The organism is Sphingobacterium puteale (assembly GCF_050986225.1).
Classification (GTDB): domain Bacteria; phylum Bacteroidota; class Bacteroidia; order Sphingobacteriales; family Sphingobacteriaceae; genus Sphingobacterium; species Sphingobacterium puteale.
Genome location: NZ_CP158959.1, coordinates 2,750,146 through 2,767,048 on the forward strand (window position 1 = coordinate 2,750,146; position 16,903 = coordinate 2,767,048).

A 16,903-nucleotide genomic window follows, 5' to 3' on the forward strand; every position below is an offset into this window, starting at 1 on the left:
ACAAATAATTCTAATGAAAATTACCGAAATATCGATAAAACGTCCCAGTATAATTATCGTATTATTTATAATACTCACATTAGGCGGGTTGTTTTCCTATACTCAATTAGGGTACGAGTTAGTCCCTAAATTTGAGATCAACGTCATCACAGTGCAGACGGTTTATCCTGGGGCATCCCCCGCGGAGGTGGAGAGCTCTGTCACCAAGAAAATTGAGGATGCTATTTCATCCTTGGAAAGTATCAAAAAAGTAGAATCGACCTCGCTTGAAGGGGTGTCGATCGTTATGATTACCCTTAACAATGGCGCTGACGTCAACTTTCTGCTTACTGATGCCCAGCGGAAGATAAATGCCGTCATAAACGACTTGCCTGATGATGTGGAGACACCCTCCCTGTCCAAGTTCTCGTTGGATGATGTCGCGATCATGAGTTTGGCCGTTACCTCAAACTTGTCCGAGAAAGAGTTATACGACCTCCTGGACAATAAAATCCAGCCTGTGTTTGCACGTATTAATGGGGTTGCAAAAGTAGACATGATTGGTGGTGAAGAACGTGAGATCCAAATTTCTGTGGATCCTAAGAAAATCGAAGGTTATGGATTGACAATCTCACAGGTGCAACAAACTGTAGCAGCATCTAATTTGGATTTTCCTACAGGTAACGTAAGCACGCGTGATAATAGAACCACAATCCGGTTAGCGGGAAAGGTTACCTCAATTGAGGAGCTACGTAACTTGCCGATTACAACTCCGGCAGGTATTCAGATCTATTTACGTGATATTGCAGACGTTCAGGATGGTATCAAAGAAATTGAAAAAGTAGCTCGTTTGGATCGCCAGAATACTATTTTGTTGCAGGTCTTTAAACAATCGGATGCCAATGCAGTAGCTGTATCCGAAGCGGTAAAGAAAACCATCGCGGTACATGATAAAAATGGAAAGGTAATTAGCGGGGTTGAGAAGGATTATGCTGCGCAAAATATTAAAATTTTGGTGGCCAATGACTCTTCAGATTTTACCTTGAATGCGGCTGACAACGTAATCCATGATTTGATGATCGCAATTGCATTAGTAGGTTTTATTATGTTGTTTTTCTTACAGAGTTTGCGAAATGCTGCAATTACAATGGTGGCGATTCCGCTGTCGTTGATTGCAACCTTCATTGGCTTACTTTTGATGGGCTATACGTTAAACTTGATGTCACTGTTAGGTTTATCCCTTGTGGTGGGTATCCTGGTGGATGATGCGATCGTTGTTATCGAGAATATTCACCGCCATATGGAGATGGGTAAAAATAAGGTGCGTGCGGCATTTGATGGTGCTTCCGAAATTGGATTTACCGTTACGGCGATTACTTTGGTTATCGTGGTGGTGTTCTTGCCAATTGCGATGTCTACAGGACTGGTTGCAAATATCCTGGCACAATTCTGTGTGACCGTGATTATCTCTACCATGTTATCTTTACTTGTTTCATTCACGGTAGTTCCTTGGTTGTACTCACGTTTCGGAAAACTTGAACACTTGAGCAAAACATCTTTCTTTGGACGCATAATACATGGATTCGAGAGTGGTTTGACCGCGTTTACGCATTGGGTATCGGGATTGTTGGTGTGGTCTTTAAAAACACGATTGACTAAACTGGCTACGCTAGGTCTTGCGATAGGACTTTTGATTGCTTCATTTTCATTGGTAGTGAAGGGCTATATCGGTTCGGATTTTTTTCCGGGTATCGACCGTAAGGAATTTTTTATCCAATTGGAACTCGATAAAGACGCTTCCTTAGAAAAAACTAACTTATTGACACAGAAAGCGGAGGCTTATCTTAAATCCAAGCCAGACGTTAAAGAAATAATCACTACGGTCGGACAATCTTCGGATGGTATGGCTTCCACTACAGGATCTCGTTATAAATCCGAAATACATGTTATTCTGGACAAGGAGAATTTTGAAGGAAATTCTCAGGTGTATTCCGCAACCTTAAAACGTGAATTGGAAAATAAACTGATTGGTGCCAAGGTTAAAACTGTGAACGTTGGTATTATGGGAGCTGAGCAGGCGCCATTGAAGCTGACCATCATTGGTGCCTCGGTCGAAGACGCGCAAGAATTTGCGGAGAAAGCTGCGGACCAATTGCGCAAAATTCCGGGAGCTGCGGGAGTAAAACTGACCTCTGAAGCGGGTAACCCAGAGATCAATGTGAAAATTGACCGTAATAAAATGACATCCCTGGGCTTGAATGTATCGACCGTTGGTATGACTATGCAAACTGCATTTTCGGGAAATACCGATAATAAATATAGGGCAGGGGATAACGAGTATGATATTAATATCCGTTACACCGAAAGTGGTCGTGCAAATATCGACAATGTGCGTGATTTAAAGTTTATTAACAATAAGGGTGCTTCGATTTCATTGGAGCAATTTGCCAACGTCACTTATGGTTCTGGCCCCACTTTGTTGGAACGCCGGGACAAATCGCCAGCGGTGTCCATTCAGGGACAGGCCATCGGTAGACCGATGGGTACAGTAGCTCAGGAATGGCAGGCGCAGTTTGAAAAACTACCGCGCAAACCAGGAATCGTATTTATTTGGGGTGGTAACATGGAGAACCAAACCGAAGGTTTTGGAACTTTAGGAATTGCCTTATTGGCATCTATTATCCTGGTATATTTGGTAATGGTTGCTTTGTATGATAGTTTTATCACTCCATTTGTTGTCTTGTTCTCTATTCCATTGTCATTTATCGGGGCATTATTGTTCTTGGCTTTGGGAAATCAAACGTTGAATATATTCACGATTTTGGGTATCATTATGCTGATCGGACTGGTAGCCAAGAATGCGATTATGCTGGTGGACTTTGCTAACCATCGTAAAGAAGCAGGAGATACTACCCACGATGCATTAGTTGCAGCGAACCATGCCCGTCTTCGTCCGATTTTGATGACGACAATCGCGATGGTATTCGGTATGATTCCAATAGCTATTGCCACAGGTGATGGTGCCGATATGAATAGAGGTTTGGCAATCGTAATTATTGGTGGTCTGTTGTCCTCTTTGTTCTTGACGCTAGTTGTCGTCCCAGTTGTATATTCAATCTTCGATAGCTTGCAACGTCGTTTCGGAAAAAAGGAAAAGACTGATTATGAGGCGCTCATGGTAGAAGATTACGACCATGTTGATGTCGCAGAACATTAAACATATATCAATTTTACAAAAGAAAGGAGGCTAAGTTATTGGCCTCCTTTTTTTTGTATTAAATTTAGGTTAATCAATCGATTGCATAGATATTTTTTATTACATTGCGACCGCATTAACAAAATATATATATACTTAAAATTGAGACAAGCATGTGTGGAATTGTAGGATACACAGGTTACCGTCAGGCGTATGGTATCGTCATTGACGGATTGAAAAAATTAGAATACCGCGGTTATGACAGTGCAGGAGTCGCACTACACAAAGGTGAACATGTTGATGTTTACAAAAAGACGGGAAAAGTCGTAAATTTGGAAGAATTCGTTTACGGTCAGGACCTTCAGTCAACAACAGGAATGGGGCATACCCGATGGGCCACTCATGGTGAGCCTTCGGACCGAAATGCGCATCCACATTACTCAAACAGTGGACGCATCGCAATGATTCATAACGGTATCATTGAAAATTATGCATCTTTAAAATCAGAATTAATTAATAAAGGTTATCATTTTAAAAGTGATACGGATACAGAAGTACTCGTTAACTTTATCGAAGAAATCCAATTACAGAATGAGTGTCCTCTGGAAGAGGCCATTCGCATTGCTTTAAAAAGAGTCGTCGGTGCATATGTGATTCTCGTCTTAGAAGCTGGTCACCCAGATCGGATTATTGCAGCCAGAAAGGGGAGCCCGCTGGTCATCGGAATAGGTAAAAACGAACACTTTCTAGGGTCAGATGCTTCTCCAATGTTGGCCTATACCAAAGAGGTTGTTTATATCAATGACTACGAACTGGCGATTATAACGCCAGAAGAGCTGATTCTAAAAAATTTGGGGAATGAACGTATCACCCCGTATATCCAAAAGCTGGATCTAGAGTTATCGGCTATTGAAAAGGGTGGCTACGACCATTTTATGCTCAAAGAAATTTTTGAACAGCCGGATACCATCTACGATTCGATGCGTGGTCGTCTGGATCTGCAGGCGAAACAGATTATTCTTAGTGGAATCGAGAAGTATGCGAATGAGATCAGCAACACCAATCGGATTGTGATTGTGGCATGTGGTACAAGCTGGCATGCCGGATTAATTGCAGAATATGTCATAGAAGAATTATGCCGCATCAACGTTGAAGTGGAATATGCGTCTGAATTCCGTTACCGTAATCCAGTGATCCATCCCGGAGATGTTATTTTGGCCATTTCACAAAGCGGGGAGACTGCGGATACCTTGGTTGCGTTGGAGAATGCAAAAAAACAGGGCGCTATCATTTTGGGCGTAGTGAATGTGGTAGGCTCATCCATTGCACGTCTTTCAGATGCAGGCGCTTATACGCATGCGGGACCTGAAATCGGCGTGGCAAGTACAAAAGCATTTACGGCGCAGCTGACTGTCCTCAACCTTATCGCATTAAAAATTGCGTCGTTAAAAGGAACGATTTCCGACGAGCGTTTTCTGAAACTGTCGGAAGAATTGCATGAGGTTCCCGGGAAAGTACAGTGGATTTTGGATACGCAAATCGAAAAGATTCAACAAATAGCAAAAAAATATAAAGACGCGAGGGATTTCTTATTTCTTGGCAGAGGGTATAATTTCCCGGTTGCCCTGGAAGGTGCGCTAAAGCTAAAAGAGATCTCTTATATTCATGCCGAAGGTTATCCGGCGGCGGAGATGAAACATGGCCCTATTGCTTTGGTCGATGAAAACTTGCCCGTTGTTTTCGTCGCCACCAAAGATGCTTATCATGAAAAAATTGTTTCCAATATCCAGGAGATAAAGGCCAGGAAAGGGAAGATTATTTCCGTAGTTACCAAAGGTGATGCCGTTTCCGAAAATCTGTCGGATGATTTTATGGAAATTCCAGAGGCAGATGAGGTTATTGCTCCTTTAATCTCCGTTGTTCCTTTGCAGTTATTGTCTTATTATATTGGTGTGGAGTTAGGCTTAGACGTTGACAAACCTCGTAATCTCGCCAAATCTGTCACAGTAGAATAGGAGGCGCATGAGTGTATTGAAGAAAATACCTTTGGAGCATTTGGGATATGATTTTATCCCAAATGAATTTCTCCATGAAGGGCAGGATGAGTACACCCTGCGTTTTCAGCAGAATCCACGTAATGATTACCGTGATCTCACGTCAATTGAGGTTCAGGAACTTATTGCTAATGGTAATTGGTCGAGTGATTGGTCCAAGGTGAAGGTTTCGGCGATCTTTGATCCCAAGCAGGTTCAGGGATGCAAATTTTACGGCTTGGTACGTATCGGAAATTTAAGCCCTAGTTACCTCGAATATCGAAATCTGCAGCTTCCCATCGGTTTATATCATTCGACCATTATCAGTTCGGATTTTGGCGATGATGTAGCTGTACATCATATAGGTTATTTATCCTATTTTATTGTGGGGAATGAAGTGCTGTTAAGTCAGATCAAGGAGATGGAAACTGGTAGCACGGCTAAATTCGGAAATGGTATTCTGCGGGATGGTGAAGAATCCGATAAACGCATCCAATTGGAGCTTTGCAATGAAAATGGAGCACGCTCCGTTTATCCTTTCGACGGCATGCAGGCCGCTGATGTTTACCTGTGGACGCGAAATCGCCATGATCGTATGCTACAGCACCGTTTTGAAGAGCTGACGGACCAGAAATTTGGTACTCAACGTGGTTATTATAGTCAGATAGGGGATCGTTGTGTCATTAAAAATACATTCACAATCAAAAATGTGAAGATTGGTACCGATGCTTATATTAAAGGAGTAAGCAAGCTGAAAAATGTGACCGTCAATTCTTCCCGGGAATCCTATACGCAAATTGGTGAGGGCTGTGAGCTGGTCAATGGTATCATTGGTTACGGTTGCCGTATATTCTATGGGGTAAAGGCGGTACGTTTTATTTTGGCCTCTTACTCCCAGCTGAAATATGGTGCACGGTTGATCAATTCTTATCTCGGCGATAATTCGACGATATCCTGTTGTGAAGTACTTAATTCTCTGATTTTTCCGGCGCATGAGCAACATCATAATAATTCTTTTCTGTGTGCAGCATTGGTCATGGGGCAAAGTAACATGGCTGCCGGAGCGACAGTGGGGTCAAACCACAATTCCAGAGCTGCTGACGGTGAGATTATTGCAGGACGTGGCTTTTGGCCGGGACTCTGTGTCAGTTTAAAACACAACTCTAGGTTTGCATCTTATTGTCTCATTGTCAAAGGAGATTTTCTACACGAATTGGACATTAGATTGCCTTTCACGCTGGTGAGCAATGATGTGCAGCGTGATCAGCTCGTATTGATTCCTGGCTATTGGTTTATGTACAATATGTACGCATTGGTGCGTAACGCCAATAAATATGAAGCCAGGGATAACAGACATTTCAAAAACCAATATTTTGAATACGATATGTTGGCACCGGATACGGTGAATGAAATGTTCGAAGGAATGGATATATTGGCCTTGGCTGTTGCAGATAGCCTTCACACTGGAGCAGGTAAGGATACGCAAGAGCGTATTATTGCCGGTCGGGCGTTGCTCGCCAACAATATGGATCTGAAAAATCAGACCATCGTGCTGCAAGGAGCTGAGAATTCCCGAAGACCTACTGTCATTCAGAAAGTTGGCGAAGCCTATCATTTGTATCGCTCGTTTATTAAGTATTACGGTGTGCTGCATCTGATGGATGCACTTGAAGACGGACTTTCGCTGCAGGATATCATTAAATCTTTAGCGGGTAAGGCGCGTACCAGCTGGCAAAATATAGGTGGACAGCTGATAGAAAGTAACGCGTTGCAAACTTTTCTGGACGATATTAAATCTAAAAAAATAGATTCTTGGGATGAAGTCCACGAATTCTATCATGATAAGAGTAAAGATTACCCCCTAGATAAACGTGAACATGCACTCTTATCTTTAATCGAAGTCTTAAATTTGGAAGGTATGGTTTTATCAACAGATAAAATTGTATCTTTGTTGGATCAGGCGCTCGGACACCGGATCTGGATTGGTGAACAGATTTATAAATCACGCGCGAAAGACTACAAAAATCCGTTCAAAAACATGGTCTATGCCAATGATGAAGAACGTGATATTGTGGTAGGAAAGCTGGAGGAGAACTCCTTTATCAATCAACAACAAAAAGAATTAGAGACATTTAAGATAAGGGTTGCAAATTTGAAAGGGCAATTTTAAAAGAAAGGCTTCCGCTCGGAGGCCTTTTCTGTAATCTTTAATATCTGTTTTTTTAATCGGGCGTCAAATAATGAATTGACCTGTCAAAAACTGCTGGAGCTGAATAAATTTATCCTGCATCATGTATTTTATCCAATGGTTTACGTTTATTCTCTTTGATATGCTTAAAATGACTAGGAGTCAGTCCGGTAACCTTTTTGAATTGATTGCTTAAATAAGCAACGCTGGAATAGTTCAACTGATAGGCGATTTCGCTTAGTGTCAATTCATCATAGACCAAAAGTTCCTTCACGTATTCAATCTTTTGGCTAATGAAATATTTTTCGATTGTCATGCCTTCAACATCCGAGAATAAATTCGAAATATAATTATAATCATGGTAAATCTGATTACTTATTATTTCCGATAAATTAAGATTGGTATTGTTATGTTGGTTGCGGATTAAGTCCAGGACCAAATGCTTGACCTGCTCAATCAATACCGTTCTTTTGTCATCGATGAGTTCAAAACCAAGGGCGGAGAAGCTTTCGGCTAGCTGAGCCGATTGTTCCCGGTCTAATGTCTCTTCAATTTCGACCTGTCCTAAAGAAATATGTTTAATATGAAGATTAAGCTTGGCCAATTCGTTTTCGACGACCATGATGCATCTATTGCATACCATATTCTTTATTGCGAGTTTCATTCGATTATTTTTAATACAAGTTACAAATCCAAATCCAAACCCAAAAATCGCAAATTAATCGGACATTTCTGTTGTAAGATTTAGGTGATATGTTGTAGCATTTTGGTGCTTTCTGCGGAGCTATCCATACAGTTTGTCTAGCCGTTGGAACTGACCTGCTGATCAACGCTAGGGATTAATCACAATAGGGGTACCTATGGGGACGGCCTGGTAAAGTTCATCGATTTCTGTGTTGGTTAACGCCATGCAGCCGAGTGTCCAGTCTGTCCAACGTTGTAATTTCCCGATAAAGCCCATTCCATTTCTTAAGCCATGGATTTTGATGTCACCACCCGCAGTTTTGCCCAAAGATCTGGCATAGACGATATTTTGATCATTCGGATAGGAAATCCCTAGGTTCTTGTGGTATCCACTGTACTGATTTTTATCGTTGATATAATATAATCCTTCCGGTGTCTTTAAGTCACCTTCAATTTTTTTAGCACCAATCGGTTCTCCGCCCAGCGATATTTGGTAGGATTTGAGCAATTTGCCTTGCGCATAAACTGATAGGGTTCGTTTGGATTTATAGACCACAAGTTTGTCGACCACCGCATTTTTTGGTAAGCGGGGTTCAGGATAAAGGTTATAGGCGGTAACCCCAAGAATCAATAGGAGGAATACGACAGCAACGATTTTTAGCCAGTTGCGGCAATTTCTATTTCGTTTCATAAGAATCGCTGATATCTAAATGGGACGGTTAGTATACGTGGAAAACCCAGATTTACATCAATAGCCCTAGCGAGTTGCTCATAGAGCAACTCGCTAGGGCTATTTAAATTCAGTGATCTATTAAAATTCACGGTCGACATCCTTGTCTCCACGGCCAGATAGGTTAACTATAGCAAGTTTGTTTTTATCTTTCAATAGTTTGACGGCTAGGGCAACAGCATGTGAAGACTCGATTGCCGGGATGATTCCTTCTAATTTGGAAAGCAATTTATAGGCGGCGATTGCTTCGTCGTCCGTAATAGGATAATAGTTGGCTCGATTGCTGTCCTTTAAAGCGGCATGCTGAGGTGATATGCCCGGATAATCCAGTCCAGCAGATACGGATGTGGATGGGATCGGATTGCCTGTATCGTCAATGAGGCAGTAGGAATAGGTACCTTGAAATACAGTCGGTTTACCAAACGACAGGGTAGCGGCTGTCTTAGGGTAAGTACCTGATCCGCCGCCTTCACCGCCATTGATTTCAACTTCTTGATCATCCAGAAAACCTGAAAATAACCCAATGGCATTTGATCCACCGCCCACACAGGCAAAGATACTGTCCGGAAGACGCCCTTCCTGTTCAAGAATTTGTTGTCGGGCTTCTTTGCCGATCACACTCTGAAAATAGCCCACCATTTTAGGATAGGGATGCGGTCCGACATGTGAACCAAGAAGATAATAAGATGTTGGATTTTCGACATAATACATCAAGGCGGCGTCAACAGCATCTTTAAGTGTTCGGCTTCCTAGATTTGTTGTGACAACCTCAGCCCCCAGCAACTCCATCCGTTTCACATTCAAGGCCTGGCGGGCGGCATCAATTTCGCCCATAAATACCTTGCATGGAATATTTAAGAGAGCAGCGGCGGTCGCGGTTGCAACTCCATGCTGACCAGCTCCGGTTTCGGCAATAATTTCCGTAGCGCCCATTTGTTTTGCCAACAGGATCTGACCGATACAATTGTTGATTTTGTGTGAACCGGTATGATTCAGGTCTTCCCGCTTTAAGTAGATTCTAGATCCTACATATTCACTCAGGTTCTTTGCAAAATACAAAGGTGAGGGGCGTCCCACATAATGTTTGAGGATGGAGATGAATTCTTTTTGGAATTCTTCTTTCTGAACATGGCTATCAAAAAATTCGGCTAATTTATTTAACTGATTTTCCAGAACAGGTGGGATATATGACCCGCCATACTCGCCATATTTACCATTGTATTGAAGCATGTTTTCGTTGGCTTCGACAGATGCGCACTTTTCTAGACTCATTTTAGGCTTAAGTTTCTTGTTGTAAAATTTTGCTTATTAAAGAAGGCTAAATATAATAATCTTTGGAGTCTTTGGAAAAAAACAAGCTAATTTTGTTTATGGAGTCCGTGTTTTAGGTCCGAGTCGATGATTATTTGGGTCATATTCGAGGCTGATTCGGGCCTGAATCGCGTCTGAAAGCAGGTCTGACTAATATTATAGTGTGGTGAATTCGTGCTGAATCCGGGTTTTACTCGGACTCACCACGGACTCACCACGGACTCACCGCGGACTCATGTCGGATTCATGGTGACCCAGATGCGACCCCGTTTCGGAACAGGCGGCTACCGCGGTCGGACCGAAGCCGAAGCATAACGATAAAAAAAGGCATCTTTTGTAAGAAAGATGCCAGCTATATATTGACGTTGCGAACTGTCTCAGATCTCTGTGTATTTTAAGCTTTTGGTTTTCGGAAAATAAAATAGAGACCGACCAAAATAAAAGGTATACTCAAAAGCTGTCCCATATTGAGCAACATGCTTTGTTCAAAGGCTTCTTGATCAATTTTAAAATGTTCCAACACCATCCGCGCACCAAATAATAAAACCATAAAAATACCGAACAATTTTCCTTTTTGACGATTCGGGTTCGATTTGAATAAGAAGCCGATAATAATAAAGATGATAATATAGGCGATGGCCTCATAGAGCTGGCCCGGATGGCGGGGGATATTGTCGTGACGCTCAAAAATTATTGCCCAGGGCATATCCGTAGGTGTGCCCACCATTTCCGAATTGAAAAAATTACCAATCCGGATCAATGCGCCGGCGATAGGTACCACCACAACCAATCGGTCCGCTAACCATAAAAAGTCAGTCTTTGTCTTGCGGCAGAAGAGGTAGAGTGCGACAAGGATACCAATGGCTCCACCATGGGAGGCCAATCCTGCAAAACCGGTCACCTGGAATCCGTTTTTATCCCATTTGAAAGGGAGGAAAATTTCGAGGATATGGTCTTTATAATAGTCAAAATCGTAGAACAGGCAATGACCAAGTCGTGCGCCGATCAGTGTGCCGAGGAAGATATAGATGGAGAGCTGATCCAGTTGCTCTTGCGTGCGGCCTTCTTTTTTGAAAATGCGCAACATAATAACATAGGACACAAAGAATGCGAGGAGCCAACATAAGGCGTAATAGCGTAGGGCAAATGCGCCAAAGTTGAACATCTCGGGATCTACGTTCCAATGTATTGCACTTAGTATTGAATTCATATTTTTTATGTCTGTTTAAATTACTAAGGTAAAGATAAGGTTTAATCTTATTTTTCAATAAAATGAAAGTGAAATGTAAAAGGAATATTCCAAAAAACATTTTTACTTTTGCATTTCATTGAAATTTTCATATTTTGACGAAAGTAAATAGAAAAGGAAAAGATGGCTGAAAAGAATAAGAAAAAAGAACCGAAAACGACAGCAGTCGTAACAAAAGATTCGCTTTCATTTTTTGAGAAATATATAAACAATGCGTCACCCACAGGTTTTGAATGGGACGGTCAGCGCTTATGGCTGGATTATCTGAAACCTTATGTGGATGAAACTTTTGTTGATAATTACGGTACAGCAGTTGGTGTAATCAACCCCAAGGCGGCTTTTAAAGTGGTGATTGAGGCCCATGCGGATGAAATCTCCTGGTTTGTCAATTACATTACAAAAGATGGATTGATCTATGTGGTGCGGAATGGTGGTTCGGATCATCAGATTGCGCCTTCCAAGCGGGTAAACATTCATACCGAAAAAGGGATCGTAAAGGCGGTATTTGGCTGGCCTGCCATTCATACTCGTTCGGGCGAGAAAGAAGAAAATCCTTCCCTAAAAAATATATTTTTGGATTGTGGCTGCAGTTCCAAAGAGGAAGTGGAGGCTTTGGGGGTGCACGTTGGCTGTGTGATTACCTATGAGGATACCTTTTCGATCCTGAACGACCGTTATTATATCGGACGTGCCCTGGACAACCGTGCCGGTGGCTTTATGATTGCTGAGGTCGCTCGTCTGCTGAAAGAGAATAAAAAGAAATTGCCGTTTGGATTATATATCGTAAATTCGGTGCAGGAAGAGATTGGTTTGCGCGGTGCTGAAATGATTGCAGATCGCATTAAGCCGAATGTTGCCATTGTGACTGATGTGACGCATGATACCCAGACGCCAATGATCAATAAGATTACTCAAGGAGATTTATTCTCCGGAAAAGGACCGGTATTGTCTTATGCTCCGGCGGTTCAGGTCAACTTGAATAAGCTGTTGGTGAAAGTTGCTGAGGAAAATAATATCCCGTTCCAACGTCAGGCATGTTCACGTTATACAGGAACAGATACCGACGCTTTTGCTTATAGCAATGGCGGCGTGCCCTCTGCCCTGATCTCCTTGCCACTACGTTATATGCATACGACGGTTGAAATGGTGCACAAAGAGGATGTCGACAATGTGATCCGGTTGATCTATCATACGTTGTTGAATATCGAGGATGGACAGGACTTTAGAACATTTACAAAATAGAATTTAGGATTATATTAACTTATCATTTAGAATTATTATGGAAAATAACCAAAATCAAAACGAATTGAGCATCGAGTTGACAGAAGAAGTAGCAGAAGGAATCTACTCAAATCTTGCGATTATCACTCACTCTAATACAGAATTTGTGGTTGACTTTATCCGTGTGATGCCAGGAGTGCCAAAAGCAAAAGTGAAATCAAGAATCGTTTTGACTCCGGAGCACGCAAAACGCTTGTTAGGTGCATTGGTTGATAACGTGAATCGTTTCGAAGCTCTGAACGGTCCGATTAAAATGGATGTAGGTGTTGCCGAACAACCTCAACAAGGTGGCGACCCAACTGTAGCATTTCCTTTCGGAACTCCTCAAGGTCAAGCATAGTCAATAGTATAATCTATCGATAATTAAGGTGCCAATAAAACAATTGGCGCCTTTTTTTGTCTCCATTTGTGGTTGCTGGGCTACGCTGGTATTTGGGCTTGGGCCCGACTTTTGCTATTTTTAGATAAACTTATTTCAAAAGGAGATTTATATGGATATTCAAGTGCGCAACTTGACAAAGAAGGATTATGTTGATTTGAAAAAATCAATGGAACAAGCTTATGATGGTGTAGGGGATACCTGGTCGAAGGAAAATATTCAGGATCTGATCGAGATATTTCCCGAAGGACAATTGTGCGTGGAGATCGATGGGCATGTGGTTGCCTGTGCGCTATCCATTATCCTCAATTCCAAAAAGAACAACATCTATGATAGTTATTATGATATTATTGATGACGGTAAATTCAGCAAACATAGCGATGACGGAGATACGTTGTATGGTATCGAAGTATTCGTCCATCCAGAACATCGTGCATTGCGATTGGGCCGGCGCCTCTATGATGCACGTAAGGAGTTGTGCGAGCAGATGAACTTAAAATGTATCGTTGCTGGCGGACGGATTCCCAATTACCATAATTATGCGGACAAGATGAGTCCGAGAGTCTATATTGAGAAGGTAAAACGCAAAGAGATTTATGATCCGACATTGACGTTTCAGCTTTCCAATGACTTTCATGTCAAAAAGGTGCTGAAACATTATCTCCCGGAAGATGCCGAGTCGATGGAATTTGCTACTTTGCTGGAATGGAATAATATTTATTACGAATCGGAAACCCGGTCGATCTCAACGACCAAACAGACGATCCGTCTGGGATTGGTGCAGTGGCAGATGCGTTTATTCGATAATATCGAAGCGTTTTATGACCAGATCGAATTCTTTGTGGATACGGTAAGCGACTACGGAACAGACTTTATTATGTTTCCCGAGTTTTTTAACACACCATTAATGAGTCCATATAACGATCTTCCCGAGCGATTGGCAATGGAAAGGCTGGCCCGGCATACTTCCGAAATTATTGATCGGATCCAGCAATTTGCGGTTTCCTATAATGTGAATATTATTGCTGGCTCTATGCCGCTGATGGAAAATAAGAAACTCTATAATGTTTCTTACCTATGCCATCGTAATGGTAAGCTGGATGAATTCAAGAAAATTCATATTACGCCAAATGAATTTAAATACTATGGTATGGTAGGTGGAAGTGAGGTAAAGGTATTTGATACAGATTGTGGTAAGGTCGGCCTACTGATTTGTTATGATGTGGAGTTTCCGGAATTGAGCCGTATTTTGGCTGACCAGGGCATGCAGATTTTATTTGTGCCTTTTATGACCGATACCCAAAATGGTTATATTCGGGTCAGGACCTGTGCACAGGCCCGTGCCATCGAAAACGAATGTTATGTGGCCATAGCAGGGTCTGTTGGCAACTTGCCACGTGTCAACAACATGGATATCCAATATTCGCAATCCGCAGTCTTTACGCCGTCGGATTTTGCGTTTCCGAATAATGCCATCAAGGCCGAGGCCACACCCAATGCGGAGATGGTGCTGATTGCTGATGTGGATCTCTACGCCCTTCGCGACCTGCATGAATATGGTACGGTAAAAGTCAAAAAAGACCGACGTAAAGACTTATATGAGGTAAAACTTTTGAAATAATTGCGCTGTATTTTTGAAGCGCTTCAAAATATGCTTAGCTTTAGTTATATTCTTTAATCTAATAAAGTATGATACAAAAAGTCAAATGGGGGACGCTCTCGATCGTCTTAATGATGCTGTCATGTCAGTCCAATAAAAGTAAGGAGAGTCCACAGGAAGTCAGAACCAATTTTTTTGATGTTTCTGGCATGGATACCACGGTCAATCCTGGCGACAACTTCTTCCAATATGCGAATGGTGCATGGATGAAAAATACCCAGATACCGGCTTCCGAAACGGGCTGGGGCTCATTTTATATTCTAGCAGATGAAAACCTGCAGAAATTAAAAACAGTATTGGAAAATGCTGCTCAGTCCAACGCCAAGAAGGGATCGGACCAACAGAAAGCAGGTGATTTTTACGCGAGCGGTATGGATACTGTGACGATTGATAAGCTGGGAGCCAAGCCAATAGAAGGGACTATTCAAAAAATCAATGCATTAAAAAATGTTGATGAATTGATCGCCTATGCGGCTGATGGATTCAAAGAAGGGGATGGAGACCTTTTTAGTTTCTATGTAGCAGCCGATGATCGGATCAGCACTAAAAATGCGCTTCAGTTTTTTCAGGGTGGCCTGAACCTACCTGAGGCTAGTTATTACCTGGATCAGGACGATAAAGCCAAAAAGATTCGGGAAGCTTATGTAGCCTATTTGGTTAAATTGTTCGGGTTGATCGGTGAGGGAGCAACTGCACAGAAATCTGCGGAAGAGGTACTCAAATTGGAAACGGAAATCGCGAAATCCCATTTAACACCCGTTGAATTGCGGGATCCGATCAAAAACTATAATAAGTTTGCCGTTCAGGATTTTCAGAAACAAACCCCAAATTTGAATTGGAAAGATATTCTTGGGCGATTGGAGGTGAAGACTGATACAATTTTGGTACAGCAACCTAAGTTCTACCTCGCCTTAAATAATTTGTTGAAATCACAGCCTGTAGATATTTGGAAAACAAAACTAAAGGCTGATTTGGCTAATGCTTCGGCAACTGCGCTAAGCAAGGAATTTCGAGATGCTAAGTTTGAATTATTCGGCAAGACGCTGAATGGGCAGAAACAACAAAAAGAGCGTTGGAAATTAATGGTGAGCTCAGCAGATGAAAATCTGGGCGAAATCGTGGGTAAGCTTTATGTGGATGACTACTTTAAACCGGAAGCAAAGCAACGCATGATGGAACTGGTCGATAATTTACAAAAAGTCTACAAGACCAGAATCGAGAAATTAGACTGGATGACACCGGAAACCAAGAAAAAAGCGATCGGAAAATTAGAAGCTTTTGTCAAGAAAATCGGTTATCCAGAAAAATGGAAAGATTATAGCGATGTAGAAGTTGCAAAAGATACGTATTACGCCAATTTGCAATCTTCGGCTAAGCATGCCTATAAGGAGATGGTTGCTAAAATAAACAAGCCTGTCGACAAGAAGGAATGGCTGATGACCACACCGACTGTAAACGCTTATTATAATCCTCCGTACAATGAGATTGTATTTCCGGCGGGCATCCTACAGTTTCCATTCTTTGATGCCAATGCGGACGATGCGATCAATTATGGCGCGATTGGTGCTGTCATAGGTCATGAGATGACGCATGGTTTTGATGATCAGGGGCGGCAATATGACAAAGACGGTAACTTAAACGACTGGTGGACAGCAGTGGATGCCAAGCAGTTTACCGAACGAGCCAATCAGGTCGCAAAATTGTATGGAAGCTTCACTTTATTGGATAATCAACATGTCAATGGAGAACTGACCTTAGGAGAGAATCTGGCCGATATTGGTGGTTTGAACATCGCTTACGATGCGTTTAAATTGACCAAACAAGGACAGGGAAGCGAGAAGATTGACGGGTTCACACCTGATCAACGTTTCTTTTTAAGTTTTGCGCAGGTCTGGCGGGTGAAGAGCAGCGACGAGCGTATGCGTTTACGTTTGAAGGTTGACCCACACAGCCCTGAGCAGTTCCGTGTAAATGGTCCCGTCTATAATATGGAGGCATTTTATAAGGCATTTAATGTACAGCCTACGGCTAAAATGTATGTCGCGCCAGAAAAAAGAGTTTTAGTTTGGTAAGGGCTTAATCCTTGCTATTCTGTTATTTCGATTGCGCGATAGCGCAAAGGCTGAAAATAATTGAAGGGAAAAAGATAGATTTATCTTTGAATTATGAGAAAAACTAATTACTTTTGCCCTTCATTTAATAACACATTTAAT

The 16,903-nt window shown here is 42.0% G+C and carries 11 protein-coding genes; 7 read left to right on the forward strand and 4 right to left on the reverse strand.

What is annotated here, in order from left to right:
• The first annotated feature begins 13 nt into the window (after nucleotides 1-13).
• The 3 genes from ABTV71_RS11535 to ABTV71_RS11545 all read left to right on the forward strand — a co-directional run bounded on the left by ABTV71_RS11535 (nucleotide 14) and on the right by ABTV71_RS11545 (nucleotide 7,378).
• Entirely contained in the window at nucleotides 14-3,196 is a 3,183-nt protein-coding gene (locus tag ABTV71_RS11535; RefSeq protein WP_121121911.1) for an efflux RND transporter permease subunit, read from the forward strand.
• Nucleotides 3,197-3,348: 152 nt separating this feature from the next.
• Complete coding sequence (gene glmS, locus ABTV71_RS11540) at nucleotides 3,349-5,190, forward strand: glutamine--fructose-6-phosphate transaminase (isomerizing) (RefSeq protein WP_433903299.1); 1,842 nt, start codon at nucleotides 3,349-3,351, stop codon at nucleotides 5,188-5,190.
• Between the two features lie 7 nt (nucleotides 5,191-5,197).
• Complete coding sequence (locus ABTV71_RS11545) at nucleotides 5,198-7,378, forward strand: DUF4954 family protein (RefSeq protein ID WP_433903300.1); 2,181 nt, start codon at nucleotides 5,198-5,200, stop codon at nucleotides 7,376-7,378.
• A gap of 109 nt (nucleotides 7,379-7,487) precedes the next feature.
• Here ABTV71_RS11545 and ABTV71_RS11550 read toward each other — a convergent pair whose 3' ends face one another.
• The 4 genes from ABTV71_RS11550 to lgt all read right to left on the reverse strand — a co-directional run bounded on the left by ABTV71_RS11550 (nucleotide 7,488) and on the right by lgt (nucleotide 11,331).
• Entirely contained in the window at nucleotides 7,488-8,060 is a 573-nt protein-coding gene (locus ABTV71_RS11550; protein ID WP_121121917.1) for a helix-turn-helix domain-containing protein, read from the reverse strand.
• A gap of 168 nt (nucleotides 8,061-8,228) precedes the next feature.
• On the reverse strand, nucleotides 8,229-8,771 hold the full coding sequence (locus ABTV71_RS11555) for a L,D-transpeptidase family protein (RefSeq protein ID WP_121121919.1): 543 nt from the start codon (nucleotides 8,769-8,771) through the stop codon (nucleotides 8,229-8,231).
• Between the two features lie 120 nt (nucleotides 8,772-8,891).
• Complete coding sequence (trpB, locus tag ABTV71_RS11560; protein WP_433903301.1) at nucleotides 8,892-10,082, reverse strand: tryptophan synthase subunit beta; 1,191 nt, start codon at nucleotides 10,080-10,082, stop codon at nucleotides 8,892-8,894.
• Between the two features lie 433 nt (nucleotides 10,083-10,515).
• Nucleotides 10,516-11,331, reverse strand: a complete 816-nt coding sequence (gene lgt, locus ABTV71_RS11565) for a prolipoprotein diacylglyceryl transferase (RefSeq protein ID WP_121121921.1) — start codon at nucleotides 11,329-11,331, stop codon at nucleotides 10,516-10,518.
• A 162-nt stretch (nucleotides 11,332-11,493) separates the two neighbouring features.
• Here lgt and ABTV71_RS11570 point away from each other — a divergent pair, with 162 nt between their 5' ends.
• The 4 genes from ABTV71_RS11570 (at nucleotide 11,494) to ABTV71_RS11585 (ending at nucleotide 16,762) form a co-directional block, all read left to right on the forward strand.
• Nucleotides 11,494-12,612 carry a M42 family metallopeptidase gene (locus ABTV71_RS11570; protein ID WP_433903302.1) on the forward strand — a complete coding sequence of 373 codons (1,119 nt, stop codon included), beginning with the start codon at nucleotides 11,494-11,496 and terminating at the stop codon, nucleotides 12,610-12,612.
• Nucleotides 12,613-12,649: 37 nt separating this feature from the next.
• Nucleotides 12,650-12,991 carry a DUF3467 domain-containing protein gene (locus tag ABTV71_RS11575; protein ID WP_104382326.1) on the forward strand — a complete coding sequence of 114 codons (342 nt, stop codon included), beginning with the start codon at nucleotides 12,650-12,652 and terminating at the stop codon, nucleotides 12,989-12,991.
• Nucleotides 12,992-13,142: 151 nt separating this feature from the next.
• Nucleotides 13,143-14,651 (forward strand): carbon-nitrogen hydrolase family protein, encoded by a 1,509-nt coding sequence (locus tag ABTV71_RS11580; protein ID WP_121121925.1) that lies wholly within the window; start codon nucleotides 13,143-13,145, stop codon nucleotides 14,649-14,651.
• Between the two features lie 68 nt (nucleotides 14,652-14,719).
• The gene (locus ABTV71_RS11585) at nucleotides 14,720-16,762 is read left to right on the forward strand and encodes a M13 family metallopeptidase (RefSeq protein WP_433903303.1); all 2,043 of its coding nucleotides are present in this window, start codon (nucleotides 14,720-14,722) and stop codon (nucleotides 16,760-16,762) included.
• The last annotated feature ends 141 nt before the right edge of the window (nucleotides 16,763-16,903 follow it).

What these genes read in the sequence shown, in the direction of transcription:
- ABTV71_RS11535 (WP_121121911.1), top strand. Translation starts at nt 14, where the DNA reads ATGAAAATTACCGAAATATCGATAAAACGTCCCAGTATAATTATCGTA.
- glmS (WP_433903299.1), top strand. Translation starts at nt 3,349, where the DNA reads ATGTGTGGAATTGTAGGATACACAGGTTACCGTCAGGCGTATGGTATC.
- ABTV71_RS11545 (WP_433903300.1), top strand. Translation starts at nt 5,198, where the DNA reads ATGAGTGTATTGAAGAAAATACCTTTGGAGCATTTGGGATATGATTTT.
- ABTV71_RS11550 (WP_121121917.1), bottom strand. Translation starts at nt 8,060, where the DNA reads ATGAAACTCGCAATAAAGAATATGGTATGCAATAGATGCATCATGGTC.
- ABTV71_RS11555 (WP_121121919.1), bottom strand. Translation starts at nt 8,771, where the DNA reads ATGAAACGAAATAGAAATTGCCGCAACTGGCTAAAAATCGTTGCTGTC.
- trpB (WP_433903301.1), bottom strand. Translation starts at nt 10,082, where the DNA reads ATGAGTCTAGAAAAGTGCGCATCTGTCGAAGCCAACGAAAACATGCTT.
- lgt (WP_121121921.1), bottom strand. Translation starts at nt 11,331, where the DNA reads ATGAATTCAATACTAAGTGCAATACATTGGAACGTAGATCCCGAGATG.
- ABTV71_RS11570 (WP_433903302.1), top strand. Translation starts at nt 11,494, where the DNA reads ATGGCTGAAAAGAATAAGAAAAAAGAACCGAAAACGACAGCAGTCGTA.
- ABTV71_RS11575 (WP_104382326.1), top strand. Translation starts at nt 12,650, where the DNA reads ATGGAAAATAACCAAAATCAAAACGAATTGAGCATCGAGTTGACAGAA.
- ABTV71_RS11580 (WP_121121925.1), top strand. Translation starts at nt 13,143, where the DNA reads ATGGATATTCAAGTGCGCAACTTGACAAAGAAGGATTATGTTGATTTG.
- ABTV71_RS11585 (WP_433903303.1), top strand. Translation starts at nt 14,720, where the DNA reads ATGATACAAAAAGTCAAATGGGGGACGCTCTCGATCGTCTTAATGATG.